General features: G+C 73.7%; 15 protein-coding genes. 5 read left to right on the top strand and 10 right to left on the bottom strand.

The window, feature by feature from the left end:
* Nucleotides 1–57: 57 nt before the first annotated feature.
* The 6 genes from AB0D49_RS20555 to AB0D49_RS20530 all read right to left on the bottom strand — a co-directional run bounded on the left by AB0D49_RS20555 (nucleotide 58) and on the right by AB0D49_RS20530 (nucleotide 6,596).
* Nucleotides 58–525 carry a VOC family protein gene (locus AB0D49_RS20555; protein WP_362759110.1) on the bottom strand — a complete coding sequence of 156 codons (468 nt, stop codon included), beginning with the start codon at nucleotides 523–525 and terminating at the stop codon, nucleotides 58–60.
* 84 nt (nucleotides 526–609) lie between these two features.
* Entirely contained in the window at nucleotides 610–2,013 is a 1,404-nt protein-coding gene (locus tag AB0D49_RS20550) for an amidohydrolase family protein (RefSeq protein ID WP_362759108.1), read from the bottom strand.
* Nucleotides 2,010–3,263: a methyltransferase gene (locus AB0D49_RS20545; protein ID WP_362759106.1), complete on the bottom strand. Its 1,254-nt coding sequence runs from the start codon at nucleotides 3,261–3,263 to the stop codon at nucleotides 2,010–2,012. Before AB0D49_RS20545 ends, AB0D49_RS20550 begins: the two co-directional genes overlap by 4 nt.
* Nucleotides 3,260–4,312, bottom strand: coding sequence for a zinc-binding dehydrogenase (locus AB0D49_RS20540; protein WP_362759104.1), 1,053 nt, complete (start codon nucleotides 4,310–4,312; stop codon nucleotides 3,260–3,262). Before AB0D49_RS20540 ends, AB0D49_RS20545 begins: the two co-directional genes overlap by 4 nt.
* A 386-nt stretch (nucleotides 4,313–4,698) precedes the next feature.
* The gene (locus tag AB0D49_RS20535) at nucleotides 4,699–5,619 is read right to left on the bottom strand and encodes a UTP--glucose-1-phosphate uridylyltransferase (protein ID WP_362759102.1); all 921 of its coding nucleotides are present in this window, start codon (nucleotides 5,617–5,619) and stop codon (nucleotides 4,699–4,701) included.
* A 107-nt stretch (nucleotides 5,620–5,726) separates the two neighbouring features.
* Complete coding sequence (locus tag AB0D49_RS20530) at nucleotides 5,727–6,596, bottom strand: alpha/beta hydrolase (RefSeq protein ID WP_362759100.1); 870 nt, start codon at nucleotides 6,594–6,596, stop codon at nucleotides 5,727–5,729.
* Between the two features lie 129 nt (nucleotides 6,597–6,725).
* Between AB0D49_RS20530 and AB0D49_RS20525 the strand changes: the two genes are divergently transcribed.
* Together AB0D49_RS20525 and AB0D49_RS20520 are read left to right on the top strand one after the other, a co-directional pair.
* Entirely contained in the window at nucleotides 6,726–7,271 is a 546-nt protein-coding gene (locus AB0D49_RS20525; RefSeq protein ID WP_362759517.1) for a CGNR zinc finger domain-containing protein, read from the top strand.
* 72 nt (nucleotides 7,272–7,343) lie between these two features.
* Nucleotides 7,344–7,988: a class I SAM-dependent methyltransferase gene (locus tag AB0D49_RS20520; RefSeq protein ID WP_362759098.1), complete on the top strand. Its 645-nt coding sequence runs from the start codon at nucleotides 7,344–7,346 to the stop codon at nucleotides 7,986–7,988.
* A gap of 8 nt (nucleotides 7,989–7,996) precedes the next feature.
* Here AB0D49_RS20520 and AB0D49_RS20515 read toward each other — a convergent pair whose 3' ends face one another.
* Nucleotides 7,997–9,262 (bottom strand): lanthionine synthetase LanC family protein, encoded by a 1,266-nt coding sequence (locus AB0D49_RS20515; protein ID WP_362759096.1) that lies wholly within the window; start codon nucleotides 9,260–9,262, stop codon nucleotides 7,997–7,999.
* A gap of 99 nt (nucleotides 9,263–9,361) precedes the next feature.
* Between AB0D49_RS20515 and AB0D49_RS20510 the strand changes: the two genes are divergently transcribed.
* The 3 genes from AB0D49_RS20510 to AB0D49_RS20500 all read left to right on the top strand — a co-directional run bounded on the left by AB0D49_RS20510 (nucleotide 9,362) and on the right by AB0D49_RS20500 (nucleotide 14,331).
* A complete protein-coding gene (locus tag AB0D49_RS20510) occupies nucleotides 9,362–9,892 on the top strand; it encodes a hypothetical protein (protein ID WP_362759094.1) in 531 nt (176 codons plus the stop codon).
* Between the two features lie 674 nt (nucleotides 9,893–10,566).
* A complete protein-coding gene (locus AB0D49_RS20505) occupies nucleotides 10,567–13,464 on the top strand; it encodes a tetratricopeptide repeat protein (RefSeq protein WP_362759092.1) in 2,898 nt (965 codons plus the stop codon).
* Nucleotides 13,465–13,662: 198 nt separating this feature from the next.
* On the top strand, nucleotides 13,663–14,331 hold the full coding sequence (locus AB0D49_RS20500) for an SDR family NAD(P)-dependent oxidoreductase (RefSeq protein WP_362759090.1): 669 nt from the start codon (nucleotides 13,663–13,665) through the stop codon (nucleotides 14,329–14,331).
* A 19-nt stretch (nucleotides 14,332–14,350) separates the two neighbouring features.
* On the opposite strand, the gene AB0D49_RS20495 is transcribed toward AB0D49_RS20500, so the two are convergent.
* The 3 genes from AB0D49_RS20495 to AB0D49_RS20485 all read right to left on the bottom strand — a co-directional run bounded on the left by AB0D49_RS20495 (nucleotide 14,351) and on the right by AB0D49_RS20485 (nucleotide 19,124).
* Nucleotides 14,351–15,646: an MFS transporter gene (locus tag AB0D49_RS20495; protein ID WP_362759088.1), complete on the bottom strand. Its 1,296-nt coding sequence runs from the start codon at nucleotides 15,644–15,646 to the stop codon at nucleotides 14,351–14,353.
* Complete coding sequence (locus tag AB0D49_RS20490) at nucleotides 15,643–16,131, bottom strand: MarR family transcriptional regulator (protein WP_362759515.1); 489 nt, start codon at nucleotides 16,129–16,131, stop codon at nucleotides 15,643–15,645. The genes AB0D49_RS20495 and AB0D49_RS20490 overlap by 4 nt, the downstream gene beginning before the upstream one ends.
* Before the next feature lie 92 nt (nucleotides 16,132–16,223).
* The gene (locus AB0D49_RS20485) at nucleotides 16,224–19,124 is read right to left on the bottom strand and encodes an AAA family ATPase (RefSeq protein WP_362759086.1); all 2,901 of its coding nucleotides are present in this window, start codon (nucleotides 19,122–19,124) and stop codon (nucleotides 16,224–16,226) included.
* Nucleotides 19,125–19,524: the final 400 nt, after the last annotated feature.

The following is a 19,524-nucleotide window of genomic DNA, read 5'->3' as shown; positions in this document are numbered from 1 at the left end:
GGATGTGCCGCGAGCCCCGGTCCGCTCGGGGACCGGGGCTCGCGGCACAGTCAGGTGTCAGCCCCAGAGTTCCTGGATGGTCGAGAACACCTTCTGGTTGTGCGAGAACTCGATGGTGTTGCCGTCGGGGTCGTTGACGGCGCAGATGTAACCGATGTGGGCGGCCATCTCCACCGGTTCCCAGCGCAGATTGCCGGTCTCCCGCGCCTTGGCGGCGACCGCGTCGACATCCTCGCGGTTCGGCAGTTCGATGCCGATGTGCGCGAACGGCGCCAGCGTCGTCACCTGCTTGCCCGGCTCGATGCCGAAGCGCGCCCCGACCTCGGGGATGAACTCGGCCAGGACCAGGACGAGCGGCGAGTCGACCTGCCCCTTGTTGGACAGCCAGGCACCGCGTCCGTTGCTGTCCACGTTCTTGGTGACCAGCACCAGCGGGGTGATGCGCTCGTAGAACTCGATCGACCGGTCCAGGTCGCTGACAGGGAGGGCGACATGGGTCCAGCGGGGTTCGGTCAGTTCAGCCATGATGGTTCTCCTCACTCACTCATTGCTCGATTGACTGCTCGGTTGATGGCCCGGTTGATGGCCGGTTGATTGCCCGGCCGGTGGTCACACCGTGGGCCACTTGGCCCGGTCGGGCAGGCCGGAGCGGGCGACGATGCCCTCGCCCGCGGTCTGGGCGCGGCGCAGCAGCGCGTCCTCGTCGATGGTGGTGCAGCGGTAGTCGTCCACGACCCGCCGCCCGTCGACGAACACGGTGTGCACGCCCCGCCCGTCGGCGGACCAGACGAGCTGGTTCGCCACGTTGTGCAGTGGACGCCATTCGGGCCGGTGGGTGTCGTGCAGCACCAGGTCGGCCTTCTTGCCCGGCTCGATCGAGCCGATCTCGTGCTCGGCCTGGAGGGCGCGGGCCCCGCCCCGGGTCGCCATCGCGAAGGCGTCCTCGGCGGGGAAGATCGTGGCGTCGCGCCGGGCGTCCTTGAACAGTCCCGCGACCAGATAGGTGGCGCGCATCAGGTCGTGGTAGTTGGAGGCGTTGTTGCCGTCGGTGCCGATGGCCACATTGACTCCGGCGGCCACCATCTCGGGGAACTTGCCGATCTGGGTGACCCCGTAGGACACCTTGAGGGCGGTGGTCGGACAGTGCGAGATGCTCGTCCCGGTGCGGGCGAGACGGGCCACCTCGTCGTCGTCCACATGGACGGCGTGGGTCAGCACCACATTGCGGTCCAGGACGCCGAGTTCGTCGAGGTGCACCATCGGGCGCTGTCCGAACGCCGCGAGGAAGCCCTCGGGGTCCATCGCCGCGGGTGACATATGGGCGCTGAACCCGGTGCCGTGCTCCAGCGAGAGCGCCTTGGCGGCGCGCCAGAGTTCATCGCTGCAACAGGTGTGGCCGATGATGATGGGCCATGCCTGGACCCGTCCGTCGGCGACCGAACCGTACTTGGCCATGGTGTCGGTGAGCCGGGCGATGGCCTCGGCGGTCGTCATCCGCAGGATCTCGGGCTCGGGTACGAGGTCCCAGGCCCAGGGTCCGACACGGGCGCGGATGCCGATCTCGCTGAGCGCCTCGACCACCGGGTCGATGAACCGGATCGTCCCGGCTTCCAGGAACGAGGTCGTGCCGCTCTTGAGCATCTCCAGCGCCGCGAGCTGGGCGGAGATGTGCTCGTCGTCCTCGGTGTAGTGGGTGTGGATCGGGGTGAGCCACTCGAAGACGTTCTCCAGGAACGGGGTGTCGTCGGGGACGAAGCCGCGGGTGAGGGGTTCGCCGGTGATGTGGACATGGGTGTTGATCAGTCCGGGGGTGACGACGAACCGCTCCCCCGCGATGACGGTGTCGCTGTGCCACCGGGCGGTGATCTCGTCGGTCTTGCCGACGGCCACGATCTTGTCGTCCTTGAGGGCGAGCGCCCCGTCGGTGATCACCCGGCGGGAGTCGTCCATGGTGACGACGAGGGTGTTGACGATCAGGGTGTCGGCGGGTGCCGTGGTGCTCGGGGAGTTCACGAGGTGGCCTCCGGGGTGCGGGAACGGATGCGGGAACGGATGAGACGGATGTGCTGGCGCGGTACCGGTGCGAAGGAGTCGGTGACGTCGGCACCGGCGGCCTCGGCCCAGGTGCGCAGGTCGGCGGCGCTGACGCCGAGTCCCGCGGTGGAGGCCAGCATGGTGAGGGAGAGCAGCAGCTCGTGCCGGGCGGCTGCGCAGACGGCGGTGCGGTCCTCGGGAGTGCGGTCCTCGGGAGTGCCGCTGCCGTCCCCCGAAGCGGCGCCGGTGCGGTCCCCCGAGGCGGAGCCGGTGCCGTCCCCCGAAGCGGCGCCGGCGTCCTCCCCCGAGGCGGAGCCGGTGCCGTCCCCCGAAGCGGCGCCGGCGTCCTCCCCCGTGGCGGAGCCCGTGGCGGGCGGATCGGGGCGCCAGTAGTCGGCGACCACGACCACCCCGTCCGTACCGGCCAGTTCCACCGCGCGGGCCACCAGTCGCCGGGCCCGCTCGGGCGGCTCGGCGCGCAGGACGTGCGCCAGGACCACCACATCGGCTCTGGAGACGGGCAGCGCGGTGTCGAGATAGTCCCCGGCGACCGCGGTCACCCGCTCCCCCAGCCCGGCGTCCCCGGCCGCCGCCTCGGCGACGGGCAGCACGTTCGGGAGGTCGACCGCGACGGCCCTGGCGTGCGGCCGGGTGCCCAGCAGCGCGGTGAGCCACGCCCCCGAGCCGCAGCCCAGGTCGACTACCGTCGGCTCCTCGGGCCACAGCCCGCGCCGCTCCAGTTCGGCGGCGACCGCCGTGGCCACCCCGGACTGGGTCGGGCCGGTCGCCCGCACCAGCGCCGGATACAGCGCGGTGAGGGCTTCCGGGACGCCGGGACCGGGCGCCCCCGTCCGGACGGTCTCGGCCAGCCCCGGCCAGGCGGCCAGTGGTCCGGGCGAGTACCGGGCCAGGGCCGCCATGGAGGCGGGCGCCGTGGAGACGAGATAGCGCTCGGCGGCGGGCGTGAGCCGGAAGCGGTCCTCGTCGGCGGTGAGCAGGTCCAGCGCCACCAGGGTCTCGGCGAGCACGGTCACCGGGCCGGGACCGGCCGCCCCGGTCACGGCCGTGAGCTGCCCGGCGTCCAGCCCGGTCCCGGGGTCCTTCGCCAGGGCGTCGAACAGACCGAGGTCGAGCGCGGCGGAGAGCGCCCAGTAGGACGCGAAGCCGTTGATCACGTCCCAGACCGGCGCGGGGCTCGGCGGTGCCTGGGTCGCGGGGACCGTGCTCACGGCCGCAGCACGATCTTGCCGGTCGCCCGCCGGGACTCCATCCGCTCCTGTGCCGCAGCGGCCTCGGTCAGCGCGAACTCGCTGTCGATGGGGGTGCGGAACGGCGAGGCCCAGTAGGCGTCGAGCATGGCGGCGAACTCACGCCGGTCGTAGGGGTCCGAGCCGAGCAGCTGGAGCCCGAAGTGGTAGGCGTAGACGAGGTCGAACTCGGCCCGGTTGCCGGTCGTGTTGCCGAAGAACACCAGCCGTCCGCGCGGGGCGAGGCTGTAGACACCGGTGTTCCAGGTGGCCGGTCCGACATGGTCGAGCACCAGGTCGGCCCCCCGGCCGCCGGTGAACTCGCGCACGGCCGCCACGACATCACCGGTGGTCGAGTTGACCACGACATCGGCGCCCAGGTCACGCGCGTACTCGGCCTTCTCGTCGGAGCTGACCGTGGTGACGACCCGGGCTCCGGCGGCCTTGGCGAGCTGGATCAGCGCGGTGCTGACCCCGCTGCCCGCGGCGTGGATCAGCGCCGTCTCACCGAGCCTGACCTTGCCGGTCTCGACGAGCGCGTGCCAGGCGGTCATCCAGATCGTCGGTACGACGGCCGCGTCGACCAGGTCGACATCGTCCGGCACCGGGTGCACATTGGCGGCCGGTACGAGGACGTACTCGGCGTAGCCGCCGTCGAGGGTGGCGCCGATGACTCCGGCGTTGGGGCAGCGACCGTCGGCTCCGGCGGTGCAGCTCTCGCAGCGGTCGCAGGGCACGGCCGGGTTCACCACGACCCGGGCGCCCTCGGTGAGCACGGTGGGATCACCGGCGGGACCTGAGCCGGCCGGGCCGACCGCGGCGACGGTACCGGCGATGTCCATGCCGCTGATGTGCGGCAGCTTGAAGCCGGGGATGAGTCCCGGTCCGCGCCGCTGGAGGACATCGAGATGGTTGAGGCCGCAGGCCGCGACCCGGACGAGCACCTCGTCCGGACCCGGCTCGGGCAGGGGGACATCCGCGACCTGGAGAACTTCCAGACCGCCGTGTGTGCGATGGAGTACGACCTTCACGCGCGAGACCTCCACTGGCTGTGGGACTGGGGTCGCCGGCCAGCTCGTCGCACGCCTGGTCGGCATGCAACTGGTCTCCGTCGAGCGCCTCCGCGCTCACACCGATCGCGTGTTGCCCATCGACCGGTGTTGGTGGGCCCGAAGCTATGGGCGGGTGTCGAGCCTTGTCAATGGTCCGCGCCAAACTGGTCCAAGTCGGCGGATACGGTGATGTGCGGACCGCCGGGACGGCGTCCCGCCTCCGGCACCGGGTGCCTCCCGGCACCGTTCGCGTCCGCACATCCGCGAGCGGGACCACGGTGTGACGGGACCGCATGACACGGCCACGCGAGCACGACCGCGGTGTGACAAGAGCGCGCGGCCCCGCCCCGTCCGACCGGACCCGTTCAGACGCCTTCGGCGCCGTCGATCCGCTGCACCAGGTCGCGCAGGACGCGGCCGTACTCGGGGTGGGCCAGGGCGTGGGCCATCTGGGCCACGAGGTAGTCGGCGGGGTTGCCGGTGTCGTACCAGGTGCCCTGGATGACCTGGCCGTAGACCGCGCGGTCGGCGGCGTAGGCGTTGATCGCGTCGGTGAGGTAGACCTCGCCGACCGGCAGGCCCTTGTCCCGTGACTCGTACCAGCGGCGGGTCTGCTCGCGCAGTTCCTCCACGATGCCCGGGGTGATGACATAGCCGCCGATCGCGGCGTACTCGGAGGGGGCGTCGGCGGGCTGGGGCTTCTCCACCAGGCCGGTGATGCGCAGCTGGCCGCCGCCCAGGTCCTCCTTGACCTTGGGCACGCCGTAGCGCTGTGACTCCTCACGGTCCATGGGGAGCAGGGCCAGCACCGGGCAGCCGGTCTGTTCGTAGGCGCGGATGAGCTGCTGGGCGCGCGGTACCTCGGCGACGAACACGTCGTCGGGCCAGAGCACGAGGACGGGTTCGTCGCCGAAGCTGCGGGCGGCGTTGAGGACGGGGGTGCCGTTGCCGTACGGTCCGCGCTGGTCCAGGTAGGTGATGTGACCGCGCCGGGCCAGCTCGGCGACCTCCTCCACCGCGTCCGCGTAGACGGTCTTGCCGTCGGCGCGCAACTGGTCCACCAGGCCGGTGCTGGGCCGGAAGTGATCCTGGATCAGCCCTTTGCCGCCGGACACGACGATGGTGATGTCGGTGATCCCGGAGTCCACCAGTTCCCGGACGGTGTGCTCGATGACCGGCTTGTCGCCGACCGGGAGCATCTCCTTCGGGATCGCCTTGGTCAGCGGCAGCAGACGGGAGCCGAGTCCGGCGGCGGGGATCACGGCCCTGCGGATCGTCGGGGGCATCAGGTCTCTCTCGGTCGGTCGGCGCACCGGGCCGTCCGGTCCGGCACGCTCCGACGCTACCAAGGCCGGTCGGCGCCCGGGGCGGTAAGTCCCGTCCCCGTGCGGGGTCAGCCGGGCAGCCGCCCGAGGAAGTCACGGATGTGGTCCGCGATGGTGTCGAGATGGGTCTCCAGGGCGAAATGGCCGGTGTCCAGGAGGTGGATCTCCGCGTCGGGCAGGCCCTGCCGGAACGCCTCGGCCCCGGCCGGGCCGAAGATCGCGTCGCCCGCTCCCCAGACGGCGAGCAGCGGGACCCTGGAGTCGCGGAAGTACTGGTGGACCCGGGGGTAGAGGTCGACGTTGGTGGGATAGTCGCGGAACAGGGCGAGCTGGATCTCGTCGTTGCCGGGCCGGTCGAGGAGGGCCTGGTCATGGACCCAGGTGTCGGGGCTGACGAGGCTGGGGTCGGGGACGCCGTGCTCGTACTGCCAGCGGGTGGACTCCAGGGTCAGGGCGCCGCGCATGGCCTTCTCGGTCTCCGGTCCGGGGTTCTCGGCGTAGCCGAAGACGCCCTCCCAGAAGGGTTTGACGAAGCCCTCCTCGTAGGCGTTGCCGTTCTGGGTGACGATCGCGGTGACGCGGTGCGGGGAGCGCAGGGCGAGCCGCCAGCCGATGGGGGCGCCGTAGTCCTGCACGTACATCGCGAACCGGTCCACGCCGAGCCCGTCGAGCAGCGCCTCGGTGATGTCGGTGAGCGCGTCGAAGGTGTACGGGAACTCCTGCGGGGAGGGGGTCGCCGACTGGCCGAAGCCGATGTGGTCGGGGGCGATCACGTGGTAGCGGTCGGCGAGCGCGGGGATCAGCTGCCGGAACATGTGCGAGCTGGTCGGGAAGCCGTGGAGCAGGACGACGACGGGGGCGTCCGGGTCGCCGGCCTCGCGGTAGAAGACATCGAGGCCGTCGACGGTGGTGGTGCGGTGATGCACTGCGGGAGCCATGATGACCTAACCCCTTAATCGAGTTTCACCGGTTACAACACCTTCAGTCGAGCATGACTCATCTAACCTGTCAATCGCAGCGAGGTGGTTAGAACGGTAGAGTGGGCGGGGAGAGCCGGGAGGACGATGATGGTGAGAGGTGCCGCAGTGACGGATCGAGCGCGGCAGGATGTGCTGCTCGACCTGCTCAACAGCACGCCCGTGGTCGACGGCGTCGCCCGGGATCTGCTGGCCGACCCGGCGGCGGCCCGGTCCTGGCAGCGGGAGCGCGGCGGCACCGGTTCCGCCGAGGAGCGCCGCCGTCTCGTCGCGGCCCGCGACGCGCTCCAGCTCGTGGCGCGCGGCGAGCGCCCGCCCGCGTCACTGGCCCCGCTCCTGACCGGCGTCACCGCCGCCCCGCGCCTCACGGCGGAGGGCGTCTCCTGGGACCTGGACGTCCCGGCGCCCCGCCGTATGGCCGTGGAGGCGGTCCTGACCTGGAGCGCCGTACAGGAGCTGCTGCCGGGCAGGCTCCGGGCGTGCGCCAACCCCGAGTGCCGGCTCTTCCTCATCGACCGCAGCAGGACCGACCGCGCGCGCTGGTGCTCGATGGCGGTGTGCGGCAACCGTATGAAGGCGCGCCGTCACTATCAGCGCAGCCGGGGCGGGGAGACCGAGGCGGCGGACCGACCCTGACCGGCTGTGTCAGACCCCTGCTCTAGGGTCGCCCGCATGTCTGAGCCCTTGCCTGAGCCCTTGCCTGAGCCCTTGTCTGAACCCTCCTTCCTGACCGCCGTCCGCGAGTCGTACGACACCATCGCCGCCGACTACGTCGAACACGTCCCGCCGCCCGCCGCGTTGGACCCGCTGTCCCGCGCGATGCTGGCGGCGTTCGCCGAGCTGGTGCGGACGGCCGGGCTGGGGCCGGTCGCGGACCTGGGGTGCGGCCCCGGCCGTGTGACGGCGTACCTGGCCGGTCTCGGTGTGACCGCCTTCGGCGTCGATGTGTCCCCGGCCATGATCGGACTGGCCCGGCGGGCCCATCCCGAACTGCGCTTCACCGAGGGCTCGATGACCGCGCTGGAGACGGGGGACGCCACCCTGGGCGGCATCCTGGCCTGGTACTCCACCCACCACACACCTGCGCGGTGGCTGCCGACGGTCCTGGCCGAGTTCCACCGCACGCTGGCGCCGGGCGGCCATCTGCTCTGGGGCGACTACGTCGGCGACGAACGGCTCCAGCCGACCCGGAGCTACGGCCGTCCGGTCTCCTACGAGTCGCATCTGCTGCCGCTGGACCAGATGGTCGGCCTGCTGGAACAGGCCGGGCTCACCGTCGTCGCCCGCCTGGAACAGCAGCCCGACGGACGGGTCAAGCGACCGCACGCCTGTCTGCTGGCCCGTCGGCCCTGACCCGTGCTTCAGGCCGGGGCGGGCACCTGGGGCTGGTCCGGCCAGGGGAACGCGTAACGGGGGTCGCCGCCACGGCTCAGCCGTACGAAGCGCAGGAGTTCGCGGACGATGCCCGCGTTGCCGCCCGCCCAGCCGGTGGTGGGTTCGAGGTCGCCCGGAGTGGACCGGTACTCGAAGTGGGACCAGCGGGCGCCGTCGCCGTCGCGGATCGCACGGGCGGTGAGGTCGGCGACGAGGAGCCGGGCGAAGTCATGGGGCTCGCCCTGCTCGGCGATACGGTCCCCGGCCAGGGCCAGGACGCCCGCGGTGCCGCAGCAGCGGCCGGAGTTGTCCCAGAAGCCGGGGCGCAGCCGCCGCGGCAGACCGGAGTGGACGACCGTGTGCCAGCAGCGGTCGGCGAGGGCGGACCAGCGGCGGTCGGCGGTGATCTCGCGCAGCAGCCGGAAGACCTGCGCGTCCCCGGCGGGACCGTGGCACCAGCCGTAGCTGACGGGTTCGACCACATCGGGCCGGAACTGCGGGGTGGAGTGCGGTACGAGGAAGCCCTCCGGGTCCGCCTCGTCCCGGGCGACCACGTCCGCGACACCGCTCAGGGCCAGCTCGACCAGGTCCGCGCGGCCGGTGGCGGCCCCGATCCTGGCCAGTGCCAGGGCGATACCGAGCGTGCCGTGGGACAGATGGTGCAGCCGGGACTCGACACCGGGGCGGTGCGGCCACTGGACCCCGGCCGGGGTCCGCTCCGCCGTCCGCAGATACGGCTCCACGGCGAGCACCGCCAGTTCGGCGTCGCCGACCAGCAGCGCGCCGAGGCCGATGCCCGCGTTGCCGCCCATCAGCTCGTACAGCTCGCCCCAGCGTTCCCCGTCGAAGTGGGCGCGGATGGCCTCCAGCGCGCGCCGCGCGGCGGCCCCGGCGGCGGGGTCGCCGAGCTGGTCGTGAACGGCCTTCAGGACGACGGCCTTTCCGGTCCGGCCGAAGTAGAGGGAGTCGTCGCCGGGGGCGTCGACCGTGTCCGCGAGGGCGCGGGCCGCGCGCAGGGCGGCGTCGGCGTAGGAGTCGTCGCCGAAGTGACGCCATGCCTCCAGGAGCGTGGGGACGATCCCGGCCGTGCCGCCGTAGAGCGCGAAGTCGGGCTCGTCGTCGGACGGCACGGCGGGCCAGGCGAGCCCTCCCCCGGCGGTCTCCCGCGCCGCCGCGGTGAGCCAGCGCAGCCCGTCCAGGGCGAGTTCCTCGACGTCGTCAACTTCTACGAGCGTGCTCTCCGGTCCGGTCATGCGCCCACTCTCGCATGAGCCGCTTCGCTGCTCAGACCCGGTTCCCGATCGTGAAGATCCCGTTGGCGATCGCCTCCGCGGAGAGGGACACTGGGCCCTATGGGTGCCAGCAGCGGGCGTCCAGCCGACGTGGACCATGTCCAGGCGGCGCTGGCCGCTCTGAGAGCCGGGCCGGTGGCCGATCAAGAGGTCCCGCCGTGTGACGAGGACCGTCTGCGGCTGCTGGGCAGTCTGCTCGCCGAGGTGGAGCTGGAGATCACCGCGGCGACCCGGCTGCCCCGGGAGCAGGAGAGCGCGGACCTCCTCGACGCCATGCTGGGCTGGGCCGAGCAGGTCGGCGCCGACGCCGATGTGACGTCCGACGTCCTGACCAACCGCCTGCGGCGCACCGCCCTGCGGGTCACGCAGTCGGAGGGCGGCGCGCAGCCGCCTCCGGGCAGGGCGGCGGCCTTCGCCGCGCTCATGACCGCGGTGTACCTCCTCAGGGCCCACGGCCACGCCGAGGACGGCGACCCGGAACGGACCCGCCGCGCGCTGGGTCGGGCCGAGGAGAGCCTCATCGACGTCCAGCGCGGTATGCACGGCATGAGGGTCGGTCTCGGCGACGCGCCGGGGGCGTCGGAGGAGTGACGGGCGGGGTCTCGGGGGTCCGGGGTACGCCGATGGACGGCGGTGGGGTGCGATCGGGGCGCGCCGTGCTGGGGTGAGCGCCTTCGACGGCGCGGCTGCCGACAGCATCGGCACTCGGCGCCCCGTGCCGACCTGGTGGGGTGAAACTCTGCGCGGGCGGGCCGGTTCGGACAGACTGCCTTCGGATCGGTGGGGACGGGCGCCGCAGTGCGAGGGGGAAGCAGTGGCCGAGGCGATGTGGCGGGGTGGGGCGTTGGGGGGATGGCGGCCGGAGCCGCAGGCGGCGCGGGGTGGGACGTGGCAGGGATCGCGGCCGGAGCCGCACACGGCACTGGGTGGGGCGCGGGGTGGGGCGTTGCGGGGATCGCGGCCGGAGCCGCACACGGCACTGGACGGTGCGCGGGGTGGGGCGTTGCGGGGATCGCGGCCGGAGCCGCACACGGCACTGGACGGTGCGCGGGGTGGGGCGTTGCGGGGATCGCGGCCGGAGTCGCACACGGCGCGGAGTGGGGCGTTGCAGGGATCGCAGCCGGGCTCGCACACGGCGCTGGGCAGTCCGCGCGCCGGGATCAGCCGCGCCGGCGAGGGACTTCCCGACCCGGGCGGCCCCGAGGCGCGGAGCGCGGGCGCCGATGCGTCGGACCGTGGGGCGTCCCGGTCGTGGGGGGCGTGAGGTGGAGCCGGAGCGTCTCGTCCTGGTCCGTACCGGTGATCCGGGCGGATGTGGTTCGGGCTATCTGATCGGTCCGCAGCTCGTTCTGACCGCGCTTCATGTCGTGTGCCGGGAGGGGCGGTGGGCGGGGCGGGTCGAAGCGCGGGTCGGGCATCCGCGGTACGGGGCCGGTCCGGTCGGCCGGGGTGCGCAGGTGTGCTGGCCGGACCCGCGCGGGGGCGTCCCGTCCGCCGACGCGCTGGACGTGGCGCTGCTGTGGCTGGACGAGCCGGTGGAGACCGGTGTGGTGCCGGTGCGGTGGGGTCGGCCGGGCGGGGTGGTGCCGGTGCCGTTCGAGGGGGCGGGCTTCCCCGCCTTCGCGGCCGACGCGGGAAGCCAGGCGCAGTGTGAGTATCTGCGGGGCGAGTTGGCGGGCGTCTCGACCTCGTCGTCGGGGTGGGTGCTGGACTGTCCCGTCTGGCCGGGTCCCGGCCGTGGCAGGGAACGTCCCTGGGAGGGCGCGTCGGGGGCCGCGGTCTTCTGCCACGGTCGAATGGTGGGCGTGGTGGCCGAGGACGACCAGGCCATGGGCTTTCGGCGGCTGCACGCCGTCCCGGTCCACGAGGCGCTGAGCCTGCCCGGCTTCGCCGACCTCGTGATCCGGCACGGGCATCCCGGGACCACGACCCTGCCGGAGGAGGTCACCGCCGACAGCGGCCGGACGCAGCCCGGCACAGCCGAAGTGGCATGGCCGGTGGAGGTCGGTCCGGTCCCCGCGCTGGCCTCGGCGTTCCAGCCGCGCCGCCCGCTGCGGGACCGGATCGCCACGGCCAGGGCACGCAACGGATCGGTGGTGCTGTCCCAGGTCCTGTCGGGTGGTGGCGGGGTCGGCAAGACCCAACTGGCCGCGGCCTGCGCCACCGACGCCTTCAGGGAGGGCGTGGACCTGGTCGTATGGGCGCCCGCCACCGAGCCACAGACGGTGATCACCCGGTACGCGCAGACGGCGGCCCGCCTTCAGTTGCCTGGGGTCAGCGGCGAGGACCCACCCGCCGACGCCCGCCTCCTGCTCGACTGGCTCGCGACCACACGGCGGCGCTGGCTGGTGGTGCTGGACGACCTCACCGACCCGGCCGCCCTCAGTGACTGGTGGCCCGTCAGCCGCACCGGGACCGGCTGGGTCCTGGCCACCACCCGGATGAAGGGGCCGACAGGGGGAGGCCGCGCCCGTGTCGACATCGACGTCTACGAACCCGACGAATCCGCCACCTACCTGCGCGAACGCCTGCATGGCGAGAACATGGGCCACCTCCTCGACGACCAGGCCCCGGCCCTCGCCGACGCGCTCGGCCACCTGCCCCTGGCCTTGGGCCTGGCAGCCGCGTACCTGGTCAACGAGGAACTCACCTGCGCCGCCTACCTCCGCCGCTTCACCGACCGGCGGACCCGGCTGGCCGAGGCGCTGCCGCGATGGGCCGACACCGAGGGCTACGGACGGCAGATCACCACCGCCCTCCTCCTCTCCCTCGACGCCGCCCGCGCCGCCGACACCACGGGGATCGCCGAACCCGTCCTGCGCCTGACAGCGCTCCTCGACCCCGCCGGACACCCCCACGCCCTGTGGACCACCCAAGCCCTCCTCGACCACCTCACCACCCCCCACACACCCCGGACCACCGCGGACCAAACCCACTCCGTGCTGCGCCTGCTGCACCGCTACGGACTGCTCACCTGCGACACCCGCGCCGAACCCCGCGCGATACGCATCCACGCCCTCACCGCCCGCGCCACCCGCGAGAACACCCCCGCCCCGGAACTCCCCGTACTCACCGAGACCGCGGGAGACGCCCTCCTGGAGATCTGGCCCGAGGTCGACCAGCTCCACGCCGACCTGGCCGCCGTGCTGCGCGCCAACACCGATGCCCTCGCCCACCACACCGGGGACCACCTCTGGCATCCCGGAGGACACACCGTCCTCTACCGCTCCGGGCTCAGCCTCCTCGACGCGGGCCTGCCCGGCACCGCCACCGCCTACTGGCAGCACATGACGGAACGCGCCGAACGGCTGCTGGGCGGCGACCATGCCGACACCGTCATCGCCCGCGCCAATCTCGCGGTCTCCTACCGGGAGGCGGGGCGGACGGACGAAGCCATCACCATCGAGGAACGGGTCGCGGCCGACAGCGCACGGCTGCTGGGCGACGAGCACCCCGACACCGTCTACGCCCGCGCCAACCTCGCGATCTCCTACCGGCAGGCGGGGCGCACGGACGAAGCCATCACCATCGAGGAACGGGTGGTGGTGGAGCGGGAGCGGCTGTTCGGTGGCGGGCACCCGGACACCGTCCTGGCCCGCGCCAACCTCGCGGCCTCCTACGCGCAGGCGGGACGCATGGACGAAGCCATCGGCATCGAGGAAGGCGTGGCGGCCGACCGGGCACGGCTCCTGGGGGACGAACACCCGGACACCCTCCTCGCCCGCGCCAACCTCGCGACGTCCTACTCGCAAGCGGGGCGCGCGGAGGAGGCCATCACCATCCTGGAGCGGGTGGTGGCGGACACCGAACGGCTGCTGGGAGACGAGCACCCCGACACCGTCTACGCCCGTGGCAACCTCGCGGCCTCCTACTGGCAAGCGGGGCGCACGGAGGAAGCGATCACGATCGAGGAGCGGGTGGCGGCGGACACCGAACGGCTGCTGGGCGACGAACACCCCGACACCGTCGCCGCCCGCGCCAACCTCGCGATCTCCTACCGGCAGGCCGGGCGTATGAGGGAGGCCGTCGCCATCCTGGAGCGGACCGTGGCGGACACCGAACGGCTGCTGGGGGACGAGCATCCCGACACCGTCATCGCCCGCGCGAACCTGTCCGTCACGGAGGCGGAGTGGCGCGAAGCGGGAGACGAACCACCCGTGTAGGGGATGTCCGGTCCCGGTGTCCGGGTCGTTCCTGCCCTCGCGCGCGCACCGCTGCTGGAATCGGTTCTTCGGATCGGATCACCCGTCAACGGGGATCAGATGGCTGGTCGGAGAGTGTTCGCGGCGCCGTGCCGACCCAACAGGTCTCAAGCCAGACGGGCCGGCGAGACATGAAGGACCGCGAGGAGAGGGACAGTCATGGGCGAAGGAACCGCGCTCGTCGTCGGAGTAGGGCCCGGCCTCGGGCTGGCGCTCGCTCGGGCGTGCGCCGCCGACGGGCACCCGGTGGCACTGTTCGGCCGCAGCGCCGGGCGGCTGAAGGAGTACAGGGACGCTCTGGTGGCCGCGGGGCGTACCGCGGGCGCCTACCCCGTGGACGTCACCGACCACGAGGGACTGCGGGCCGCGCTCGTGCGGGCCACGGACGAACTGGGGGCGCCGGAACTGCTGGTGTACAACGCGGCCCTGCTGGTCCCGGACACCCCGACCGGTCTGGAGCCGGAGGAGTTCGCCGAGGCTCTCGCCGTGAACGTCACCGGTGCCATGGTCGCCGCCCGGACGGTGCTGCCGCTGCTGGCGGGCGGCCGAGGGAGCCTGCTCTTCACCGGCGGCGCCTACGCCCTCGACCCGTCGCCCGAGCGGACCTCGTTGTCGGTGGGCAAGGCGGCGCTGCGGGCCTATGTACAGGCCCTGCACAAGCAGCGGCTGGCGCTGCCGGACAACGGCGTCCAGGTCACCACCGTCACCGTCGCGGGCCGTATCGACGGCGGTGAACCCCGGTTCGCCGCCACGGCCCTGGCCGCCGCCTACCTCGATCTGCACCACCGGCCGGAGTCCGCGTGGCAGGCGGAGCTGCTGTACACCTGACACGCGTCCCCGGTCGGTGTCAGTGGGACGCGGTCTTGGCCGCCTTCTGCGATGTCCCCGATGCCTCGGGCGGGTCCGGGGTGCGGTAAGCGCGCAGGGGACCATTGGCGGCGGCCACCACGGCGACGGCCAGCGCCGCGGAGAGACCGCCCGTGGCCAGGGCGAACGGCGCGGAGGTGACGGAGGCGACCAGACCGCCGCGGAAGTTGCCCAGTTCGGGGCCCGCGACCCCGATGACGTGTTCCACCGAGGAGACCCGGCCCCGGAAGGCGTCCGGGGTCTCCAGCTGGACCAGGGCACTGCGGGTGATCACCGAGACGGTGTCGGCGGCACCGGCCACCGCGAGACAGCCGAGGGTCAGCCACAGCGGTCCGGCGAGACCGAACCCGGCCAGGGCCAGACCCCAGACAGCGGCGGCGGTCAGCTGGACCAGACCGGCCCGGCGCACACGGGTCACCGTCCCGGAGACGAGACCCGCGCCGACGCCTCCGACGGCGACGGCGGACAGGAACAGCCCGAGCGTCTGCGGGTTCCCGTCGAAGCGGGCCTCGTTGACCAGCGGGAACAGGGCGACGGGCATGGCCAGCAGGGTCGCCGAGAGATCGGTGGCGAGGGAGCCCCACAAGGTGGGGCGGCGCAGGACGACGCTCCACCCGCCGCGCCGGGCCCGAGGACGCCGGCCGCCGTCCTTCTCGGCGGGCGTGACCTCCGGTCTCATGGCGGGGAGGCGGATCACCGCGAGCATCGAGAGCGCCAGGGCGGCGGCCTGGACGGCGTAGGCGGCCGGGAGGCCCCAGACGGCGATGATCAGACCGGCCGCGGCGGGTCCGGCCAGCATGGATATCTGGAAGCTGAGGCTGGTGAGGGCGAGCCCGGAGGCGACCTGGTCGGCGGGGAGCAGCCGGACGGGGAAGGTACGGCGGGCCGGGGCGCCGAGGGCCGCGGCGGCGGACCCGGCGGCGACCAGGGTGAGCAGCAGGAGCACGCTGCGGTTGCCGAGGAGGGCCTGTGCGCACAGGGCGACGGCGGCCGTGAACTGGGCCGCGGTGGTGGCCCGGACCAGTGACCGCCGGTCGACGGTGTCCGCGAGAGTGCCGCCGAGCAGCCCGAAGACCAGCATGGGCAGTCCGGTGGCGAGGCCGATGGCGCCGGTGCCGATCGCACTGCCGGTCAGTTCCCAGACCTGGGCGAGGACCGCCACGGTGGCCGCCTGGCCGCCGATCTGGGCGGCGGCGGTGCCGATCCACAGGTCCCGGAAGGGACGGCTGGCGCGCAGGGGACGGGTGTCGAGGAACCGGACGCCGCGCGCCCTCATGTCGGGGGCTCGACGAGATGGTCGAGGACCCGCCGCCGCATCGGACGCCGGTCCAGCGCCCGCCGCAACTCCTCGACCACCTCGGTCAGGGGATGAGGGACCTCGGCGTCGAGTTCGGTCAGGGAGGCGTGGGTGGCCCGCCACTCGGCCTCGAGGAAGGGGACCAGGGCGCGACCGCGCTCGCTGAGGTCGATGCGCCGGGTGCGGGCGTCCGCGCCGGGTTCGGAGGTGACGAGATCCTCCTTGCGCAGGGCGGCGACGGTCTGGCTGACGGCGGAGTGCGAGCGGTCCAGGGACTCGGCCAGCTCGCGGATGGTCAGCGGACCGGTGTGCGCCAGCCGGATCAGCGGATACGCGAACCGGGGCCGCACACCGGTGATGCCCCGGTCGACATAGACCTGCTCGATCTCCGCGTCCAGGGCGGCGAGCAGCGTGTGCAGGGCGTGCCAGGGGTCGGGTCGGGTCGTGGGGTCGTCCGAATTCATCACAGCGCTAATATAACAGCGCTCATACACTTCAGCCGAGGCAAGCTGATACCCCTCGGCCGACGCACTACGACGGCACTCGTAGAACCGCGTTACGACGATGAGATCCCGTCCGCGCGCCCGGCCAGCGCCGCTCCCAGTTCCCGGCGTGAGGTGACGCCGAGCTTCCCGAACACCTTCCGCAGATGCCACTCCACCGTGCGCGCGCTGATGAAGAGCAGCGTGCCGATCTCCTGGTTGGTGCGGCCGTCGCGGGCGAGCCGGGCGATCAGGGCTTCGCGCGCGGTGAGGTCGCCGCCCGTCTCCACGGTGCGGCGGCGGACCGTCTCCCCGGTCGCCGCGAGTTCCCGGCGGGCCCGCTCGGCGAAGGCGTTCATACCGATCGCGGACAGCGTGTCGTACGCGCTGCGGAGCTGGGTGCGGGCGTCGGTGCGGCGGCCCGCGCGGCGCAGCCACTCGCCGTAGACGAGCTGGGCGCGGCCCAGTTCGGGCCGCAGCGGGGTGCGGGCGAGGCGTTCCACCGCCTCGTCGTAGTGGCGGCGCGCCTCCTCGCCCTCGGCGAGCAGGGCCCGGCAGCGGGCCGCGATGCCCAGTCCGGCGTCGGTGCCGCCCGCCCGGGTCGACTCGGTGAGCCGGGCCATGGCGGCACCGGCCCGTTCGGGCGTTCCGGCGCGGACGGCGGCCTCGATCAGCTCGGGCAGCGCCCACAGGGTGGTGAACTGCTCGTACGGCGCGGTGAGCGCGCGGGTGGCGGCGCTCAGGGCGGCGTCGTAGTCGCCGAGGCCGTTGTGCAGCAGGGCGGCCGTCCAGTGGGTGTAGCCGACGCGGCCCTGGTGGTCCGGGACGGCCGGGCCGCCGCTCAGCTCCTCGGCCAGCGCGAGCGCCGAGGCCCGGTCGCCGCGCAGGGCGGCCAGCAGGCCGGGGCCGTAGGAGTCGGCGCGGGCGCCGGTCATCTCGCAGACGGCGGCGGACTCGGCGATCAGCTCGGCGGCGCCGTCCAGGTCGCCGGACCAGGCGACGACGGTGGTCAGGGTCGCCAGGGCGACGGGCAGCAGATCGAAGGCGCCGGCCGCGCGCAGCGCCGCGGTCTCGCGTTCCAGCAGGGCGCGCCAGGCGTCGACGTCCCAGAGGGCGACGGCCGCCGCGTGCGCCAGCCAGCCCCAGCGGGCGACGTCCCGGAGGTCCGGGGACGCCTCGGGGACGGTCATGGCGGCGAGGGCGCGGCGCAGTGCCGGTGCCGCCGCGGGCGGGCCCGCCGTGACCATCGACGACAGCGCGTCCAGCACGAGTTCGGCGCGGTCCGGCTCGGTGGACGGCGGTAGCGCGCGGGCGGCGAGGGACACCTCCGGGAGTCCACCGCCCGTGGCCGGTCCCCCGGCGAACATGGCCGCCATCCAGGCCATGAGGTAGGTCTCCCGGGCGAGCGCCGGATCGAGCACTTCGAGGCGGCGGGCGGCCCGCAGCAGCAACGGGGGTGCCTGGCAGCCCAGTTCGGAGGCGAAGGCGACCTGTCCGCGCAGCATGTCGAGCCGGGCCTGCTGGAGCGCGTCCAGCGGTTCGGCCCCGGCGAAGGAGAGCAGTTCCAGGGACTTGCCGTACGAACCGGCCTGGAGGTGGGCCTCGGCGGCGGCCAGCGTACGGTCGCCGCGGCGGACCGGGTCGCCGGTCAGCAGGATGGCCTTCTCCAGCATCGCCGCCGCGGCGGCCGGTCCGCCGCGGGCGCGGGCGCGTCCGGCGGAGCGTTCCAGGTCGGCGGCGACCGGCTCGTCCCGGCCGGTGGCGGCCTGGGCCAGGTGCCAGGCGCGCCGGTCCGGGTCGGTCCGGGGTTCGGTGGCCGCCCCCAGCGCGGCGTGGGCCGCCCGCCGTTCGGCCGGGTCCGCGGACCGGTAGACCGCCGACCGCAGCAGCGGATGCCGGAACCACACCCGGGCCGAGAACCGCGCCAGCCCCGCCTCCTCCGCCGGTCCGGCCGCCTGGAGGGCGATGCCCAGCCGCCCGGCCGCCCGGCACACCAGCGCGGTGTCACCGGTCGGGTCCGCCGCGGCCAGCAGCAACAGCCGCCGGGTGTCCTGCGGCAGCGCCCCGATCCGCCGTACGAAGCCGTCCTCCACCCGGTACGGCAGCGGCACCGCGTCCGCCAGCCCGAAGCCGCCCGCGAGCTGCTCCCGGGTCAGGCTGCGGGCCAGTTCGAGCAGGGCGAGGGGGTTCCCGCCGGTCTCGGCGACGATCTGGTCCCGTACCCGGGTGTCCAGGGGTCCGGTCAGCACCGAGTCCAGCAGCACGCGGGCGCTGCGCTCGGGCAGCCCGGCGAGCGGCTGTTCGGGCAGCCCGGCCAGTTCCGGCGCGGGGGTGCGGGTGGCGAACACCATGCCGACGGCGTCCGCCGCGAGCCGCCGCGCCACGAACCCGAGCGCCTGCGCGGAGGCGTGATCCAGCCAGTGGTGGTCGTCGACCAGGCAGAGCAGCGGTACGGCGCCGCCCTCCGGGGGGACCGTGCGGCTGTCGTCGTGGGAAGCGCCGCGTCCCGTGCCGCCGGAGGCCGCCGACCCGGCCGTGCCCTCGGGTGGCTCCGACAGCAGGCCGAGGACCGCGAGGCCGATCAGGAAACGGTCCGGTGGCGGGCCCTCGCTCAGACCGAAGGCGACCTGCAACGCCTGGCGCTGCGGCACCGGCAGCGCGGGCAGCCGGTCCAGGAGCGGTGCGCAGAGCTGGTGCAGTCCGGCGAAGGCCAGCTCGATCTCGGACTGGACGCCCGCGATCCGCAGGACCCGGACGCGGGGGGCGGCCCGTTGGGCGAGTTCGTCCAGCAGCGCGGTCTTGCCGATGCCCGGCTCCCCGCGCACCACCAGCACCCGGCTCTCACCCGCCCGCACCGCCTCCACCAGCTCACGCAGACGCCCACGTTCCGCCTCACGGTCGAGCAGCGGGGGCCGGGGCCGGACGGCCCGACGCAGACGTACGGCTGCCGCCGGGGGCGGGGGTGCACCGGCCACCTCCGCCGGGGCCGAGAACAGGGCCGGAGGGGTATCGGCCGCCGCAGGGGACGCGGGTGGGTCGGACGCCGTAGGGGGCGCGGGGGTCTCCCCCGCCGGAGGCGTACCCGGCGCCACACGAGCCGCAGGCGTGCCCGGCGTCGCGGGAGCCGTAGGCGGGTCCGGCGTCGCAGGGGCCGTAGGGGGGTCCGGCGTCGCTTCGACCGAGGAGGTGCCGGTCGGCGCGGAGGCCGGGGAGGTGGGGGGTGTCTCCGCCGCCCGCCACGGGGCGGCGGCGTCTCGGCCGGTCATCGGTTCATCCTATGTCGGCCGGGACGCCACGGCACCGGTGCCCGAGGAGGGCCGAGGGACCGCCCCGGCCGCGTCCGGAACGCAGTCAAATGACTGGGCAAAAAGCCTC

It is taken from the genome of Streptomyces sp. NPDC048290, from assembly GCF_040652095.1.
Taxonomy (GTDB): Bacteria; Actinomycetota; Actinomycetes; order Streptomycetales; family Streptomycetaceae; genus Streptomyces.
This window is presented reverse-complemented; position numbering and strand designations above follow the sequence as displayed.